Raw genomic sequence first — 15,350 nt, 5'->3', positions numbered from 1 at the left:
CAACGATTGAGTGGGAATAGGATGCGTACAATTAGCGATGCTATTGCGTAGAAATGCCGTCATACCAACGGTTGATGGAACTACTGTATAAAATAGCGTTCTAAAACGTGCAACTATTATCGAATAAAATATACTCTCTTTCTATTTAACGTTTAATGCGTTAGGTCGGAAGGGAGTTTTTTTATGCGTAAAATTAGTGACTTAATCAAAGACTTTCATTTAACGCAGCGAGTCGAAGGCAAAGCGCCAAAGTATATCGATTTATGCCGTCATAGGCTCGGTAGATGGTACGAATACACACGCTCGGTTTGCGGAATTGAGATGATTGACGAAGTAGTGCCGTCGCACATTCGTAGCTATATCGGATATTGTCAGGAGTTAGGCGCTGAAAGGAATACCACAATTAACGGTAGTATCTCGACTATTCGGTTGTTCTTTAACTATTTAGTCGAGGAGGAATATCTCGATGAATTAGAAAACCCTGCACGTAAAATTAAGGACTTACGGGAGGACAAGCGTATTATCACCACATTCAATGATGACGAGGTAAAACGAATTTTATTGGCCATTCCAGAAGTTACTTATTCAAATATCCGCGACAAGTGCATGCTCGCGTTTTTATTCGATACAGGAATCCGTGTCAGTGAGTTGTGCGGGATTAAGAAAGATGACATACGTTCGGATAGCGTGCTAATCCGCGGAAAAGGTTCGAAGGAAAGATTGGTTTATATCAGTAAGACGATGCGGAAGTATATGCGGAAATATGAAAAGGCTAAGGCGATTAAATTCGATAAGCCACATTTTGAAGAAATAGAGGATTATTATTTCCTCGATCAATCCGGCCATAAGTTGCACAGGTCGAGAATCAATCGAATTTTAAGATATCGTAGTGACAATGTAAAAGTACGTAAAGAGTTGCGCGCAAGTCCTCATGATTGCCGTCATTATTACGCACAGGCGCAGATTCGTAATGGAATTGATATGTATAGCCTAAGCCGTTTACTCGGCCACTACGACGCTTCTATGACCTCTAAATACTTAAGAGGTTTAGAGCAGACTGATATTTTAAAGATTGGACGTAAATATTCGCCATTGAACGAAATGAATTTATAAAAAGAAAAAGTCGAGTGCGCTAACACTCGACCTTAACTGAATATGACTACCGAAAAACGATAGCATACACACCAATGTACGGCTATTGTACAGCCTTTTCGAAAAAATTTCAACGTCTAGGCTTTATTTAAGTGCGCCTATTTTCGGGAGTCCGACGTGGAATGCCTAGTAACACGCTAAACTTGACCGGTTTGTACGATAGCCGATGCAGTAAATATCGTTAGGACACGCTATAAGCGTCGCCGTATGTGCGCTTTGTGTCTGAATGCCGCTGACGGGCATTGTACGGTCAGGTGGGAAGGTCTGAACGCTTACGGGCGTTGTAGGACGTGTCACTCGTTAAATATGTCGCAGAGTTCCGCAGCTAGTCGGATATGCGTTCACGATAAGTGTAAGGCACTTATACGGGATTTAACGGCTATCGGGGGCAGAAGTAGATAGTAGACATGTTAGAGCGAGAGTTCTGCGAATACATACGGCGATACAATACGGATACCATAGTTATACTGATCCATGTAAATTGCGTTCGTCTGTCTTACATGACTGATAACTACGTCTACTATTTCGTACTATCAGCGTGTAGGCAGACGAACTGCGTCCAAGCCGTTGTCCATGTTGCCGGCTCCATGATGGCGGTAAGCCTAAAATACTGTCAAGCGTAAAACTACTAAAATATCAAAATAAATACATAGAGCGTAAATAAAATTACTTATTTCCATTTGTCGATGAAATCGTTAAGCGTATCGTTGAAAGAGACTGCGCTATCTTTTATTTCTGCGTAGATATATGAAACTAATGCGAGCCACGATACCGATTCATCGTAAGGACTATTCGTATTTATAAAACTAATAATCTTCTTTAACTCTACCATCCTATTGAAATTAAGAGTTTCGGATAAATGCTGTTGGAAGTAACTATTAACAAAGTCACTGTGACGAATACTAGCATCAAGTAGTAAAGAGCAAGCCCGCGAAGGTGTTACATCGAGTGCGAATGCGAGTGTTACGAGGTTTTCATAGTCTGGTTGTTTTAGTCTAGTGCTGATCCTTTCTGTCCTGGTTCCTGGCTTAAGTCGTTGCACCGACGGTTTATTAATATCGCCCATAAAAAGTGTGTTGTGGAATCTTACATTACGTTTGAAATTTTCGGAGAGGTGAGTGATGACCTTCCGTGAATCTAGTCCAAATAAACAAATTGTTTCTACGATGTTCTTAACGGGCGTATCGATAACATAGCTAATACGATAAATTGTGTCTTTTAATTCAATTGGAACAGTCGGCCTCACATCTCGTTTTTTATCCGCACGGACCTTTCTTGCACTTCCCTTTTGCACTTCCTCGCCTCCCAAAGCCGATTTAAGTTTGTGACACTGTTCTCCTGTCGTTACACCACTATCGTACGTCAGGGAAGAGGCTCTTATGATTAAAATTTTAGTGGCCTGGCGATACTGCTTGTACATAAGTATTTCCGGAGGTGTCACGATGGAGAAAACGAAAAAAGAGTTGGCTGCAGAATTGGCCGCTAATATCATTAAACATTCTAAAGAAGCTGGTATTCCGTTACAAAAGAAGAAATCGCATAAAAAGCAAAGTAAATAAAAAGAGCGCCTAGCAATAAGCTAGAGCGCTTTTCTTATGCTAATTTTTCGATTTAAAATCGACGATTAGCTCCATATTAAGTACTTCTGCAATCTTTTCTAGGTCAGATACAGTGTAACTCTCATTTTTCATTTTCTTAGATAAGTTTGATTGAGTAGTCCCTATCTTTTCTGCTAATTGTGTTGCAGTCATTTCATTTTCTACAAGAAGTAATTTAATTTTCTTTGTGATATTCATTTTATAAACCATCCTTTTATGTATTGTAAAATCAAATATATCATAATTTATGAATTTAGTTCATATTTTATGTTGACATAGTCATATTATTCATTTATTATGAATTTAAGGAATAATTAATGACTGAAAAGGAGGTAATATCATGTTTACGCAAATGCAAATCGTAGAAATTGAGCCAGACTATAGCTACGTTGTTGAGAGAACTCAGATTATTGAAGGGGTATACCTAGAGGTTTTTAAGCAGCCAGGATATGCGGATGACGCAGTTCTTTATATTGGAGATAACGAGGTATTATTTGCCTGGGATGAAACTGTTGCTAAACTGTTCTCAGAACTGGACACATGTGAGCCAATTGAACTCTTATCCTTTTTAGCGCAAGCACCAAAATTGTTAGCTTAATACGTAATTTTCAAATAAAAATACGGTATCGGAGGCTGATACAGGAATTTAATACGGTGAATTATACGTAGTTTGTACCGGTATGGCAGTTTCTAGGCGTAATGGAAAATATTACTCCACCTCTTAGCGTGATTGGCGCACGACTAACATTAATGGTGAAGGCAACTTGAAACGTGATTGGACGGATTCCTGACACGTTTACATACATTCGAGAATATACAGCATAGTTGCGGATTGGCGACGGACGATCGATAGAGAAGGAAAACCGAACGTTTTGGCGGACGTTCATCACAAAACTTGGAGTGTTTTATATAGATGGGGAAATGCGGTCTTTGCTGCAACATTGACCAACGAGGCTAGGGGCGGCTGCAAACGTTTCTAGCCTTTTGTTTTCCCATGCTAAACCCGTTGATTTAAGCGTTCAAGCATAGCGGTAGTAGTAATTATCATGCGAGCCTTAAGACGTCTAAAACGAAAGGAGAATTAACGGAATGGCAAACGAAGTTCAAACACTCTCGAACGACATACATGTTATTACAGCCGAAATTAATGCATATCAACGTGTGGCTGGCGAAGCGATATTCGAGATTGGTAAACGGTTGAAGCACGTTAAGGAATGCGATTTAGCACATGGAGAGTTTGGTAAGTGGCTCGAATCAATTGAGATTAAGTGGGACACGGCTAATCGCCTTATGCGTATTGCTTCGGAGTTTGATGCAAATTACGTCTCGGGACGCAATATCGGAATTAAGGCGTTATATGAAATCGCACAAATACCAATCGAACAGCGCGATCAACAGCACACAATTCCGTCAACTGGCGAGGTAAAGACGGTAGATGAAATGACTGTGCGAGAACTGCGTGAGGTAAAGGCAGAATTGAAACGTAAGAATGCAATGCTCGCCGAAAAGGAACGTAGCGAAGAAATACTCACACGACAAAACGAAAGGGGGATTTAACGTTAAAGTAAGTAGGAAATAAACTTTTGCGAAAAGTTGTCCCTAAACGGAAAATTCAAGTGTGCATGTATAGTAGGGAGAAAATTATTAGATTCATGTCCGAAACTGAGTTTTCGTTCGGGTATATGTAATAGAAGGAAAAAAGATTAAAAAAATGCAAAAAAGCACTTTACATTCCGCAAGTGCTGACGATATAATAAAAGTTGGTATGTCTGTTTTGTGCAGAGTTAACCTATATTATCAAATATCAATTTATAATGTCATTATACAGGAGGATGAACAGCAATGCAAGCGAAAAACGAAAAATTTATCGTAATCCATTCTCGCCAAGTAGCACAGGAAATCATCGATGCAGGACAGGCCCTAATCAAAATGGAACCTAGTCGACATAAGCGGGGCAAACTTGTATTTATATTTGAACGATCGTATCTTATTGATGAAATTCTTGCTAAAAGTTCTCGACGGCCTCAAACGCAGTAATCGGCATCTAGTTTTGTCATCTATTCTATCGTAATTAATTGATAGATTGATAGCTGCGGAGGCTTTAGCCGACGCAAAGGGTTTTAATCATTTAATAAAGACATCAAAAGTAAGTTAAAACACTTAAGCCAGCTGACGCTGTCTTGCATAGCAATAACTAATATATCGTCTATTATCTTTAAGGGACATACGCTGTAAACCTTGATATATCAACGTTTCTACGAAATTCTGCGACGGAGATGTCGCAAAAACAATATTAATCGGAGGTATTATGATGACGAATATTACAGTAATTGATTCAGTAATGGGTAGTGGTAAGACGAATTATGCAATTCAGTACATGAACGAAGCAAGTCCGTTAGATAGGTTTGTATTCGTGACACCTTTTAAATCAGAAATTACACGTATCCGCGAAAATGTAAAAGACCGAAATTTCTTAGAGCCTCTACATATCGGTGGCGGACCTAAGATGACGCATTTAAAACAATTAATCGCGATTGGTGCAGATATTGCGACTACACACGAATTATTCTCTCGCGCTGACGATGAATTAATCGAGTTGCTAGAACAAAGTGGCTATACGCTAATCCTGGACGAAGTAATGGACATTGTTTCAGATGTACCAATTAAAAAAGCGGATATTCGTCGATTAATTCAAAATGGTGACGTCAAACTAAACACCGACACTATGCAGGTCGAATGGACGGGGGATCCTAACGATGATTCGCGGTATCGAGATATTCGAGAGTTGGCGCAAGCTGGTAATCTTTACTTATTTCGTGGCAACTTCATGGTTTGGGCGTTTCCACCGGCTGTGTTTAAGGCATTTCCGAGGGCTTACATTTTAACGTACCTTTTCAAGTGTCAAATGCAAAAATATTACTTCAATATTTACGGATTTGAGTACGATTTCAAGGCGGTTGAAAAAGTCGGAGATAGGTACGAATTAGTTGAATACGATGTGCGTCGAGAAAATCGAGAGCAGTTACGAGCGTTAATTACTGTATATGAGGGGAAATTAAATGACGTAGGGAGTGGGAATGGTGCGCTTAGTCAGTCTAAGTTACGAAATTATGACGCTGATACATTGAAGAAGATTCGGGATAACACTTCTAACTTTTTTAGACGATATGCGGATAATGCAAAAGCTGCAGACGTTTACATCTCGACATTAAAGGAAGTGGAGCCTTCGTTATCACCAAGGGGATATAAAGGTTGTTTTATCGCACATAACGCCCGCGCTACGAATGAATACACAGACAGACGAGCAGTTGCTTACTTACTAAATCGATATATGAATAGAAATAAGCTAACGTTCTTCCAAGAAAACGGCGAAAAAGTAGAGGAAGAATTATACGCAGTCAGCGAGTTAGTTCAATGGATTTTCCGCAGTCGTATACGTAAAGGTGAGGCGATTCATGCATATATTCCAGCTCAACGTATGCGTGATGTTCTTGAAAAGTGGGCGAATTACGAGATATAAAGGTTGATTCTACAAAAAAATTCTACTAAAGGGGAAATGGGTATGACGAAAATAGTTGCAGCTGAATTACGACGAGCGGGTCGCGCATTAATTGAAATCGCAGAAGCAGAAGGCGTTACGATAACATATGAAAACGTTTATCCAGGTTCTATTTATACTGAAAAAATTATCAAGGCTTACCATAACGTCAAGTATAGCGATGATATTCCAAAAGTTAAAAGACCATCAATACTAGAATGCTACGCAAATGCGGATGACATAGCACTAAAAACTGCGAAGGTTACAACGTTGGAAGGGATGGCTAGAGAACTCGCTAAATATTCGGAGCATATTGATCGTGAGAGTCTTAGAACACAACCGCCTGTTAATGATCGGGCATACGTTGAGCGTTCCGAATTTACAATTACAGATTTATATAACGATTTAATGTCGATAATCGAATGGTCGCTATTTCGATATATGGCGTTGATTTACACGTTTGGATTCGAGGCTCTACCGTATTATTCTACCGTACTAGATTACTCGTATTACGTCCAACAACGTAAGAAGTTTCGAAGATGTAAGTATATGTTTTGCCTGAATATGTTCGCTATGGAAGGTGATAATTTCCGTAATGCGAAACCAAAGCGAGTAGATAGCCGATTTTGTTGCGACGTTTGCCGCAAAGCCTCGTACGATGCAACAAAACGATTTAAAAGCACAGGCTCGTATTTGCCGGTTGAATATTATGCGCCTATTTATGGAGAGTCGGTAGATGATCGATATAGACTTCATGAGCAAGTTTACCTAGAAAATGATATCGAAACGGAGATTGCGAAGAAAAAGCCAGCATTTAAAGCGAAGTCGAAAAAGGTAAGTTATGAACATGGAAAAGTTGTAACATATAGCTCGTTAGATGAAGCAGAGAAGGCTCTTGAAAATGCAGAAAAAGTTGATATTATCAGTGTTTACAGGCAGATTATACGTCGGACAAATCCCTATATAAGTAGAGGGCGATAGCCCATTTTATTTTATGCACTTAGTGTCAAAATTGAACAATTATATACAAAGGAGGACAAGTGATGAAACCACACACGATTAAGGCACTACGTTCGTATCATGGTTTGACTCAAGAAAAGTTCGCTTCAAAAATCGGCTTCGCTCGAACAACGATTAGTGAAGTGGAGAACATGCGGAAATATCCGTCTGCGGCGTTGTTAGCAGCGATTACTCGACAGTTTGAAATAACAGATGAGTTTATTGCTTTTTTGCGCAGTTTCGAAAAGTTAAATGGAATTATCCATGATTACACAATAACACAAATTTAATTAAAAGTAAAGTGTTTTAGGAGATGAGAGCCAATGATTAATGAAATAACACGCAAATGTCGTACTTGCAAAGAAATTAAGAATCTAACCGAATTCACTCGACGCCCAAAAGCTCCACAAGGACGAGAATATCAGTGCAAGGCGTGTCGCAGTCAAGCACGTTTTGAAAGCTCCTCATACATCCGTGAACGATTCCGCAAGCATGTATACCGCCATAACACGGTCAATCTCTATACGGAAGCAACAATTGAAGAAGTATTGAGCGCTACAAATTGCGCCTATTGTGACGTAGAAATGACGCGAGGTAAACGGGAGTCAACAGAGGCTACAGTCGATCATGTATATCTAGGTCACAATATAGACGAAAATATCGTCGTTTGTTGCCGTAGTTGTAACTCAAAAAAGCATAGACAGCATGTTTATGATTTCTATCAATCTAGCGAAAAATTCACAGACGAGCTTTGGCATGAGTTTGTTAAACAATTCGCGAGTCGTTTCTTAAAACACAAGGCAAACGAACAAGAAATCGAAGCCTGGAAACAGGGCTTTAAAGAAGAAAGCGAGGAAATGAAACGATATGGAGCATAAAAAGTATTCATCGAATTATCACGGCGAAGGTAAGCGAGCGAAGCCGAAACGAAGAAAGAAACAATTCAATCGAAATGGTATCGAAATCCACGGACAGCGACCGCCAAGGCCGCGAGTAATTAATGGGATGGTGTTTTATTAATGCAGATTTACTACAGTAATGACAACGGAGAACATTGCGTTTACATCGACGAGGGAGAACGCCAGCATCGGATATTCTTGCCGGAAGATGTTGCAACGCTAGATGCTCGCTATTTTGCGCAATCAGAGGCAGCTAATTATGTAATTGAGCAGTTATTAAAGGACGGTGATTAATTGCGTTTCGCCTTACTTTCAATCGTCAATTTGCGAGATGTTCCGTTCATTTCACTGGTAATTTACCAAACGGATGAACGAGGCATATCCGATTTAATTGGTGAAATCTCAAAGCCTTATGACGATGTTATCGACTTGCTAGACGATTTATATGCGTATGAAATAAATGAGCTACAGACGGATAGCCAAGAATTATATCGAGAATTAATGAGCGCACAGTTTCCGGTGATTTATCGCAGAGAAGTCGAAGGAACGCGCGAGCAGATCGCCCGTAACGAGGAAATGTTGGTCGAATTATTTGAGCTGGACAAGCAAGACGAACAGCCAACGCCTGTTATTCCGACATGGCGATTGTGGTGCATCGATAAGTTAGAAAAGATTATTCAAATACTGAAAACAAAGGGGATAAAATCAGATGGCAATTAAAGAACACGAATTTAAATTATTGCAAGATTACAAAGAAGAAGGCGCTGAACGAGCAGCGAAACACCAGCAGTATCAAACAGACTTGAAAAATGCCCGTGCACGTTTAAGTGAGTTGCAGACTCAGTATGAGCACACATTTACAGAGAGCGTTAAACATGACACAGATGCAACTGAGCAACTAGCTAAAATTGACGATGACATTGCGCTACAAAAAGAGGTTGTAGCACGACGGGAGCGTGATGCTCGTTTAGCACACGCGGCTATGCCGGAAGGTAAGATTTCGTCTGTAGATGTAGTAGACGAATATCAAAACGTATTTGTGCCTCAAGTTCGTGCAGAGTATGAACCGATCGTGCACGCAAAATTAAAAATGGCGCGAGATTTGTTAATTAGCTGTATCATTGACCATCGCGATGGTGAAGATGCTTATGGATATTTACGTGAGGAAATGGTTGAAATTTCTAAAGCTAATCGTTACGAAGGTAAAACGAGCGGGATTATGTCAATAGCTCACCCGACAGGTACAGCGAATGTTATGTGGAGCCAAGGCGCTATCAACGGAGTACGTGAGGTATACAACCAGGTTAGCCGATTTACACACGGGAATGAGCCGAACGATTTTGAATATATCGCAGAAGTACCAACAAAGACTAAAGGAGCGAAATAATAATGAGTAAATATAACGAACATGTAGAAGCTTTGTTAGCACAACAAGCGAAGGGAAAAGGTGTTAATTTCCGCATAGTAGAATCTGGATTAAAACAGAAATTGCAAGAAGGCACAATCGAGCAGCAGGACGTAGCAATCGCAATGCAAGTCGCTAGAGCACTCGGTTCAATAGAATCGAAAGTTTTATACGCAAATGTTAAAAGAGCTTCCCAACAAGAGCAAACTGAATAACGCAATATTAACGCAAGGCATGACGTGTTTTAATTCAACGTTGTGCCTTTTTCTATGCAAAAAATGCGAGGGGGATATAAGGGATGAAAATAATCAAACGTAAGCAGGAAGTAACGCAATTACTAGACGATAACGAAGTAATACTTGCTGCAGCTAAGTTTGTAGTAGAAGTGGAACGCCTTCACGGTAAAGTTCCGCAAGTTAAGGTTAAACTGGCAGCCGATTTAAAAGTACCATTACTAGCTATTGCAATGAGTGGCCGTATCCAAGCGGACCATGCTCGTAAACGATTAGAGGCGCTGAATGCAGCTATCGAATATGCCGAGGGTGATAGAAGCGCACGCAAACGATACATTACGGCAAGTCAACAAGCTGACCGTCTAGCAGATATAGTCGCAAAGAGAGTTGATAGTATCTAATGGCCATTAATCTAACGGCAGTTTTCAGAATGAGGGACCAGGGATCGTCCCGTATGCGAAGATTAACGCAATTGATGGAGCGCATGAACCGTACGAGCCGTACTACTAGCGAAAGTATGTCGAGAGCGCAATCGGCAACCAACCGTTTGGGTGGCGCTGTTTCTTCGGCATCAAATCGTATGGGTGGATTTGCAACTCGAGTCACTTCATTGCGTGTAGGTGCAGACGGAGTTAGTGCCTCATTACGTGGGATGCAATCCGCATTAATAGGGCTAGCTGGCGCATACGTAGGAGCGAACGGTGCTGCTAAATTGCTAAATTTGACGATTGGAGCCGCAGCAAACTACGAACAAAATGCGATGGCTATTAGTGGAATGTTTGGCGATGATAAGCAAGCTAAAAAGTATCTTCAAATGGTAGAAAAGGCGGCAATTGATAGTCCGGTATTGAACAGTACGGATATGATGACAAACTCAAAAGCGTTCATAGGAATCAGTAAGAACCTTGATGAGTTAAAACAAGTTTGGGGACTAGTTGAACGTATACAAGCACTTTCTGGCGTAGACACTCAGCAGGCAGCTTTCTCGACAAAAGAGCTTATGCAAGGTGACTATGTTTCAATGTACGAGGCAGTCGGATTAGATAAAAAGGAATTGCAAAAAATCACTAAAATGGACGGAATGTCTGCTAAGATGGCTGGCTTAGATAAATTATTAACCAAAATGGGTGTAGATGATGAAATGGTTAATAATATGGCGAATACAACAAAAGGTTTGTGGTCGCAAATCGAGGAGAAGTCACAAACATTCTTTAGAAATATGGGAACGGAAAGCAATACAAAGTTAGGAGACTTTTTAAGGCGAATAAATAAAATGTTTGATGGTCTTGATACGACATCTATCAGTAATAAGCTGGGAGGTATGCTTGCTAAAGCCACAGATAAAGCGATTGCTTTATACGATATATTCGTGAAATGGCGAACACAAATAGCATACGTAGCAGGAGCGATTGGCACTTTTGTAGCTGCGCTAGCTGTAGTAGGAACAATTTCCGCGTTGGCAAATCCGATAGCACTTATAGCAATGGGAATAGCCGCAGCAGTAGTCGGATTCAAAGCGCTCTACGACAATAGCGAAATGTTCCGAGGAGCAATCGATGGCATAGTCGGCAAGGTGAAATCGCTATGGTCCGCATTTAAGACGGGCGGCACAGGCGGTTTAATCAGCGCACTATTTCCGCCTGATATTGCGAATCAGATTAACTCGATAGTTGACGGAATTAAGGCGAAAATCTCCGGTTTGATGACGGCGTTTAAAACTGGCGGATTTAAAGGCGTACTGGAAATGCTAATTTCTCCCGAAGCTATCAGCGCAATAGTGACACGGTTTACTACGCTGAAAGAACAGTTTATCAGCGTATTTATGAGCATCGTTGAATACGTATTGCCTATAATCCAAACGTTTTGGTCGTATGTGCAGCCGATTCTTAGCGCTTTATGGGACGCATTAAAAATCGTAGCTGATGTCGCGATGCTTGCGTGGAACAACATTCTTGCTCCTGCGATCGTATTCGTTATGAAAGCATTCAAATTACTATGGAGTTTTGCCGGCCCGATGTTTGAGCTTCTAGGAGCAGCGATTGGCGCAGCCTTTAAGGTATTGCGCTTAGTATGGGATACGATTGTAGGTCCGTTTGTAGCGTTCCTAGCCGGAGGATTTACGCAAGCATTCGGAGCAGCTTCGGAGATTGTTGACGCTTTGTCACCAGTATTCCAAAAGGTTGGCGGATGGATAAGCAAGGCTGCAGGCTATTTACGGGAGTTTACGAGCATTCTCGGCAAGGTGAAGATTCCGGACTGGATCGGCAATATCGGCTCTGGCGCTGTTAGTTGGGCGAAGAAGTTGATACCGGGCGGTGGGAACAGTAAACCAGACGGCTCGCACTATCACGGTTTAGACAACGTTAGGTATGACGGATACAGAGCCGTATTACACAAGGGTGAGGCCGTGCTAAATCGCCAGGATGCCGAGGCATATCGTAACGGTCAAGCCGGTGGAGGTTCTAGTATGCCTACTATTAACATTGCAAAAATGGAAGTTCGTAAAGACTCAGATATTGATGAAATTGCTTTTAAATTAGCTAAATTAATAGGAGAGAAGGCGATGCAGGTTGGCTACTAGTTCTAAGATTCCTAAAGAGGGCAGTGGTGCCACCCGCTTATTCGAATCAATCCGAGCCTTCGGATATAATCCTGGAGGTACTATAAAGAAAGCAACAGTTACGAGTGAGAGTCCAATTAGTATTCTCCTTGACGGTGACACCGTCGAAACACCTGATCCGTTTATTGTTTGTAATCCGCACTTATTGCCGTATACAGAAACAGTGAGGATTAACGAACAGTTCGCGACTATTGAGTACGACAATAAGCTGAAAGTAGGCGTTCGGGTGCTAGTATTCGAGCCGGAACATCAGCAACAACTATATGTATTATCGTTATCAGACGAATAACAACTAAGGCAGGCATCGGAATTACATCGGTGCTTGCTTTTTCTAATAAAACGAAATGAGGAATGACGAAATGACGACTCTTGATATTGAACGTATCCGCGCAGACTTAAAACGCTTAAAGGAAGAAGAGGCTGCAGCCGATATTGAGCGTGGATATTGTATATTACAGCAGCCTTCATATAAACCGGTTGTGAGCGACGTTTGGGCGGAGCAAGCATATTACAAACACTTGACGGAGATTAAGAGATTTCTTGCGGAATATGCTTCGCTAATTCTCGAAGCAAAGGAAATTGTATTAGTTGGAGAGCAGCCGAAATTACTTGAATGGCAAGCGATATTAGATATTGCGGCAGAATGCAAGGACGACATACTACGGAGTAAATGCGTATTCCTATCGAAAATTTATCTAAAGGCAGCAGTTGAAGGAAAGCCACAATTAGATTACGCCAAGTTAGCGGAGATGATTGTTAAAACAATCGATGGTTATCCTTATCATGTTTACTATAAAGAACGGTTTGACGACGGTTATGCAGATGGAGAACGAGGAACATTCGACGAATATTACGAAACTAAAAAGGAGGAATTAGCGGCATGGCTACTAGAACACTAAACGAAATCTTAAAAGAACTTACGATAGACCAGGCGAAAGCAGCTGAACTTTTATACGAAAATGACTTACTTCCGATAGGCAAACGAAAATCATATACGGATATAGCAAAAGAAATCGGAATTACAGACCGGACTCTTCGTAACTGGCGTCATCTGCCAGCTATGCTTGAATACAAAGTTGCGATAACGAGTAAGTATTTAACGGATAATCGTACACGTGTTATGCAAGCGCTTATTCAAGGTTGTGTGGACGGCAACGCTTCGCATATGAAACTGTACATGCAAACGGAAGGTATGCTTGTTGATCGTGCGGAAATTGAGGTAAAAGGTAAGGAAGTTGACGAACAGGCGGTTGCCGCAAAATTAGCGAGTATTAAAGAAAAGCTGTAAACGGCGATATATCAACGTTTTAGTGCGTTAAAGTGTTATAAATGCGAGGTTGGCTACGTGCTGACTTCGCTCTTTTTTTATGCGCTGAAATAGCGATATGATTCCGTTTACTTCCGAAATACGAGAAAACATCGGGCAGAAGGCGCTGGCGGACGCGCTACCTTGAAAACAAATCGTTATCTGACAATTTACGTATCTGTATTCGGTATCGTAACTTAAAAGAATTGACACCGTTTAGACGATGTAGTATTATCAACGTATAGAACGGTATCGCAACTCGGTATCATTTAAGGGGCGGATGAAATGACTAAATACGGATACGCTAGGGTATCAACGCAAGGACAGGATTTACAGGCGCAAATCGACCAGTTAAAGGCGGAAGGCTGTGAAGTTATTTACAGTGAAAAGTTTACAGGTACGACGACGGAAAGACCGGAGTTCGATAAGCTACTGGCGAGCCTTAACGAAGGCGATACGTTGGTAGTAACTAAAATGGATCGTTTTGCGCGTTCTGCTACTAAGGGTAGTGACCTAGTACAAACTTTACTAGACCGCGGTATTAAGGTACACATACTCAATATCGGGCTACTCGATAATACATCGGCATCTACACTAGTACGTAACATCTTCTTTGCCTTCGCACAGTTTGAACGCGATATGATTGTAGAACGATTAAACGAGGGTAAAGCGGTAGCAAAGCAGCGTGAAGGTTATCGCGAAGGACGTAAACCGACGTATACTAAGCAACAGCTAGACCACGCTATGAAGTTGAAGGAAATACATAGCTTTACGCAAGTTGCAGAATTGACGGGCATTTCAATTGCTACACTGAAAAGAGAAAGTGCAAAACGTAAAGCTAACGAAGCGATCAACGATTAATGTTGGTCGTTCTTTTTTTGCGTTGAAAGTGCGTGACCCCCCAAGGCCATCGATTCGGAACGGCGTCATCTGGTACTCGAGAATTACATACATCATTTTTAAAACAAGCCGACTTTTTGCACTGTCAGACGCATCGACATTCGCAAAGTAGGGTAGTTGTACGCGTAGAACCGTCTGAAAGACGTAAAACTGACGCAATCTATTTAATAGGAAATAACTCTAAACGTTATTAATTACTGAAAACGTAATTAACGCAGTAATGACGAGGGTTTGTGGTCGATTTCAGTCTTGTTTTTTATAGTTGTAGGTTGTATAGTAATTTTACCGAGGGAGAAGCGATTGTCGACGTCGCGGAGAGGTAGTATTGTCGTATGAGTAATTACAATTTAAGCTCTAAAGAAGTCGCAGAGCGTACAGGGTATAGCGTAAGATCGGTACAGAGTTTAGCGGTATTCTTTACGCAATATAATACTCTATTCGCAATTAAGGACGAAAACGGCGATTGGTTTTTCAATGAAAGAGCAGTGGCGATGATTATGCTTGTAAAAAATCGTATCGTACCGAATGACGTTGAGTTGTCGAAATTAAAGGCGTTAGAATTATTGAACGGAATTATCGTTTAAGTTTCCTCTTGCTATTACGTAGAAATGTCGGTAAAATGTTCCGTAACAAGCAACTATACATCGCCATTAAACGATGAATAGAAAAGTATATTTATTCGATGCGCGTACGTATGATT

Annotated in this window: 21 protein-coding genes; 19 read left to right on the top strand and 2 right to left on the bottom strand. The window is 40.9% G+C overall.

All coding sequences use genetic code 11. The features are described from left to right. Nucleotides 1–336 precede the first annotated feature (336 nt). The gene (locus PI85_RS23075; protein ID WP_235318535.1) at nucleotides 337–1,113 is read left to right on the top strand and encodes a tyrosine-type recombinase/integrase; all 777 of its coding nucleotides are present in this window, start codon (nucleotides 337–339) and stop codon (nucleotides 1,111–1,113) included. Nucleotides 1,114–1,822: 709 nt separating this feature from the next. Here PI85_RS23075 and PI85_RS23070 read toward each other — a convergent pair. Both PI85_RS23070 and PI85_RS23065 read right to left on the bottom strand, forming a co-directional pair. Beyond that, on the bottom strand, nucleotides 1,823–2,446 hold the full coding sequence (locus tag PI85_RS23070; RefSeq protein WP_036120781.1) for a hypothetical protein: 624 nt from the start codon (nucleotides 2,444–2,446) through the stop codon (nucleotides 1,823–1,825). A 304-nt stretch (nucleotides 2,447–2,750) separates the two neighbouring features. After that, nucleotides 2,751–2,948, bottom strand: coding sequence for a helix-turn-helix transcriptional regulator (locus tag PI85_RS23065; protein ID WP_036120779.1), 198 nt, complete (start codon nucleotides 2,946–2,948; stop codon nucleotides 2,751–2,753). Between the two features lie 142 nt (nucleotides 2,949–3,090). On the opposite strand from PI85_RS23065, the gene PI85_RS23060 reads away from it, so the two are divergent. The 18 genes from PI85_RS23060 to PI85_RS22980 all read left to right on the top strand — a co-directional run bounded on the left by PI85_RS23060 (nucleotide 3,091) and on the right by PI85_RS22980 (nucleotide 15,234). Then, the gene (locus PI85_RS23060; protein WP_036120776.1) at nucleotides 3,091–3,348 is read left to right on the top strand and encodes a hypothetical protein; all 258 of its coding nucleotides are present in this window, start codon (nucleotides 3,091–3,093) and stop codon (nucleotides 3,346–3,348) included. A gap of 491 nt (nucleotides 3,349–3,839) precedes the next feature. Beyond that, nucleotides 3,840–4,307, top strand: a complete 468-nt coding sequence (locus tag PI85_RS23055; RefSeq protein WP_042737430.1) for a DUF3102 domain-containing protein — start codon at nucleotides 3,840–3,842, stop codon at nucleotides 4,305–4,307. A 285-nt stretch (nucleotides 4,308–4,592) separates the two neighbouring features. After that, nucleotides 4,593–4,787: a hypothetical protein gene (locus PI85_RS23050; RefSeq protein WP_036120772.1), complete on the top strand. Its 195-nt coding sequence runs from the start codon at nucleotides 4,593–4,595 to the stop codon at nucleotides 4,785–4,787. Nucleotides 4,788–5,061: 274 nt separating this feature from the next. Beyond that, nucleotides 5,062–6,270: a DEAD/DEAH box helicase family protein gene (locus tag PI85_RS23045; RefSeq protein WP_036120769.1), complete on the top strand. Its 1,209-nt coding sequence runs from the start codon at nucleotides 5,062–5,064 to the stop codon at nucleotides 6,268–6,270. Nucleotides 6,271–6,312: 42 nt separating this feature from the next. Further along, nucleotides 6,313–7,269, top strand: a complete 957-nt coding sequence (locus PI85_RS23040; RefSeq protein ID WP_036120765.1) for a hypothetical protein — start codon at nucleotides 6,313–6,315, stop codon at nucleotides 7,267–7,269. Between the two features lie 62 nt (nucleotides 7,270–7,331). After that, a complete protein-coding gene (locus PI85_RS23035) occupies nucleotides 7,332–7,577 on the top strand; it encodes a helix-turn-helix domain-containing protein (protein ID WP_016995465.1) in 246 nt (81 codons plus the stop codon). Between the two features lie 33 nt (nucleotides 7,578–7,610). Further along, nucleotides 7,611–8,165, top strand: coding sequence for an HNH endonuclease (locus PI85_RS23030; protein WP_036120762.1), 555 nt, complete (start codon nucleotides 7,611–7,613; stop codon nucleotides 8,163–8,165). A 141-nt stretch (nucleotides 8,166–8,306) separates the two neighbouring features. Next, the gene (locus PI85_RS24495) at nucleotides 8,307–8,480 is read left to right on the top strand and encodes a hypothetical protein (RefSeq protein WP_158499480.1); all 174 of its coding nucleotides are present in this window, start codon (nucleotides 8,307–8,309) and stop codon (nucleotides 8,478–8,480) included. After that, nucleotides 8,481–8,906 (top strand): hypothetical protein, encoded by a 426-nt coding sequence (locus PI85_RS23025; protein WP_036120760.1) that lies wholly within the window; start codon nucleotides 8,481–8,483, stop codon nucleotides 8,904–8,906. It abuts the gene before it with no gap. After that, complete coding sequence (locus PI85_RS23020; protein ID WP_036120757.1) at nucleotides 8,896–9,573, top strand: hypothetical protein; 678 nt, start codon at nucleotides 8,896–8,898, stop codon at nucleotides 9,571–9,573. The genes PI85_RS23025 and PI85_RS23020 overlap by 11 nt, the downstream gene beginning before the upstream one ends. 2 nt (nucleotides 9,574–9,575) lie before the next feature. Next, the gene (locus PI85_RS23015; RefSeq protein WP_036120754.1) at nucleotides 9,576–9,806 is read left to right on the top strand and encodes a hypothetical protein; all 231 of its coding nucleotides are present in this window, start codon (nucleotides 9,576–9,578) and stop codon (nucleotides 9,804–9,806) included. A gap of 83 nt (nucleotides 9,807–9,889) precedes the next feature. Beyond that, nucleotides 9,890–10,225, top strand: a complete 336-nt coding sequence (locus PI85_RS23010) for a hypothetical protein (RefSeq protein WP_036120751.1) — start codon at nucleotides 9,890–9,892, stop codon at nucleotides 10,223–10,225. A 53-nt stretch (nucleotides 10,226–10,278) separates the two neighbouring features. Beyond that, entirely contained in the window at nucleotides 10,279–12,405 is a 2,127-nt protein-coding gene (locus PI85_RS23005; protein WP_235318534.1) for a phage tail tape measure protein, read from the top strand. Beyond that, nucleotides 12,395–12,733 carry a DUF2577 family protein gene (locus PI85_RS25310; RefSeq protein WP_036120746.1) on the top strand — a complete coding sequence of 113 codons (339 nt, stop codon included), beginning with the start codon at nucleotides 12,395–12,397 and terminating at the stop codon, nucleotides 12,731–12,733. The genes PI85_RS23005 and PI85_RS25310 overlap by 11 nt, the downstream gene beginning before the upstream one ends. 70 nt (nucleotides 12,734–12,803) lie before the next feature. Further along, complete coding sequence (locus PI85_RS22995; RefSeq protein ID WP_036120743.1) at nucleotides 12,804–13,343, top strand: hypothetical protein; 540 nt, start codon at nucleotides 12,804–12,806, stop codon at nucleotides 13,341–13,343. Further along, nucleotides 13,325–13,732 (top strand): phBC6A51 family helix-turn-helix protein, encoded by a 408-nt coding sequence (locus PI85_RS22990; RefSeq protein WP_036120740.1) that lies wholly within the window; start codon nucleotides 13,325–13,327, stop codon nucleotides 13,730–13,732. The genes PI85_RS22995 and PI85_RS22990 overlap by 19 nt, the downstream gene beginning before the upstream one ends. A 303-nt stretch (nucleotides 13,733–14,035) precedes the next feature. Continuing rightward, nucleotides 14,036–14,611 (top strand): recombinase family protein, encoded by a 576-nt coding sequence (locus tag PI85_RS22985; protein WP_036120737.1) that lies wholly within the window; start codon nucleotides 14,036–14,038, stop codon nucleotides 14,609–14,611. 371 nt (nucleotides 14,612–14,982) lie between these two features. Beyond that, nucleotides 14,983–15,234 carry a hypothetical protein gene (locus PI85_RS22980; protein WP_036120734.1) on the top strand — a complete coding sequence of 84 codons (252 nt, stop codon included), beginning with the start codon at nucleotides 14,983–14,985 and terminating at the stop codon, nucleotides 15,232–15,234. The last annotated feature ends 116 nt before the right edge of the window (nucleotides 15,235–15,350 follow it).

The sequence above is a fragment of the Lysinibacillus sp. A1 genome (assembly GCF_000801965.1).
GTDB lineage: Bacteria > Bacillota > Bacilli > Bacillales_A > Planococcaceae > Lysinibacillus > Lysinibacillus fusiformis.
Note: the sequence above shows the minus strand (reverse complement) of the source record. Positions and strands in the feature narration are given on the sequence as shown.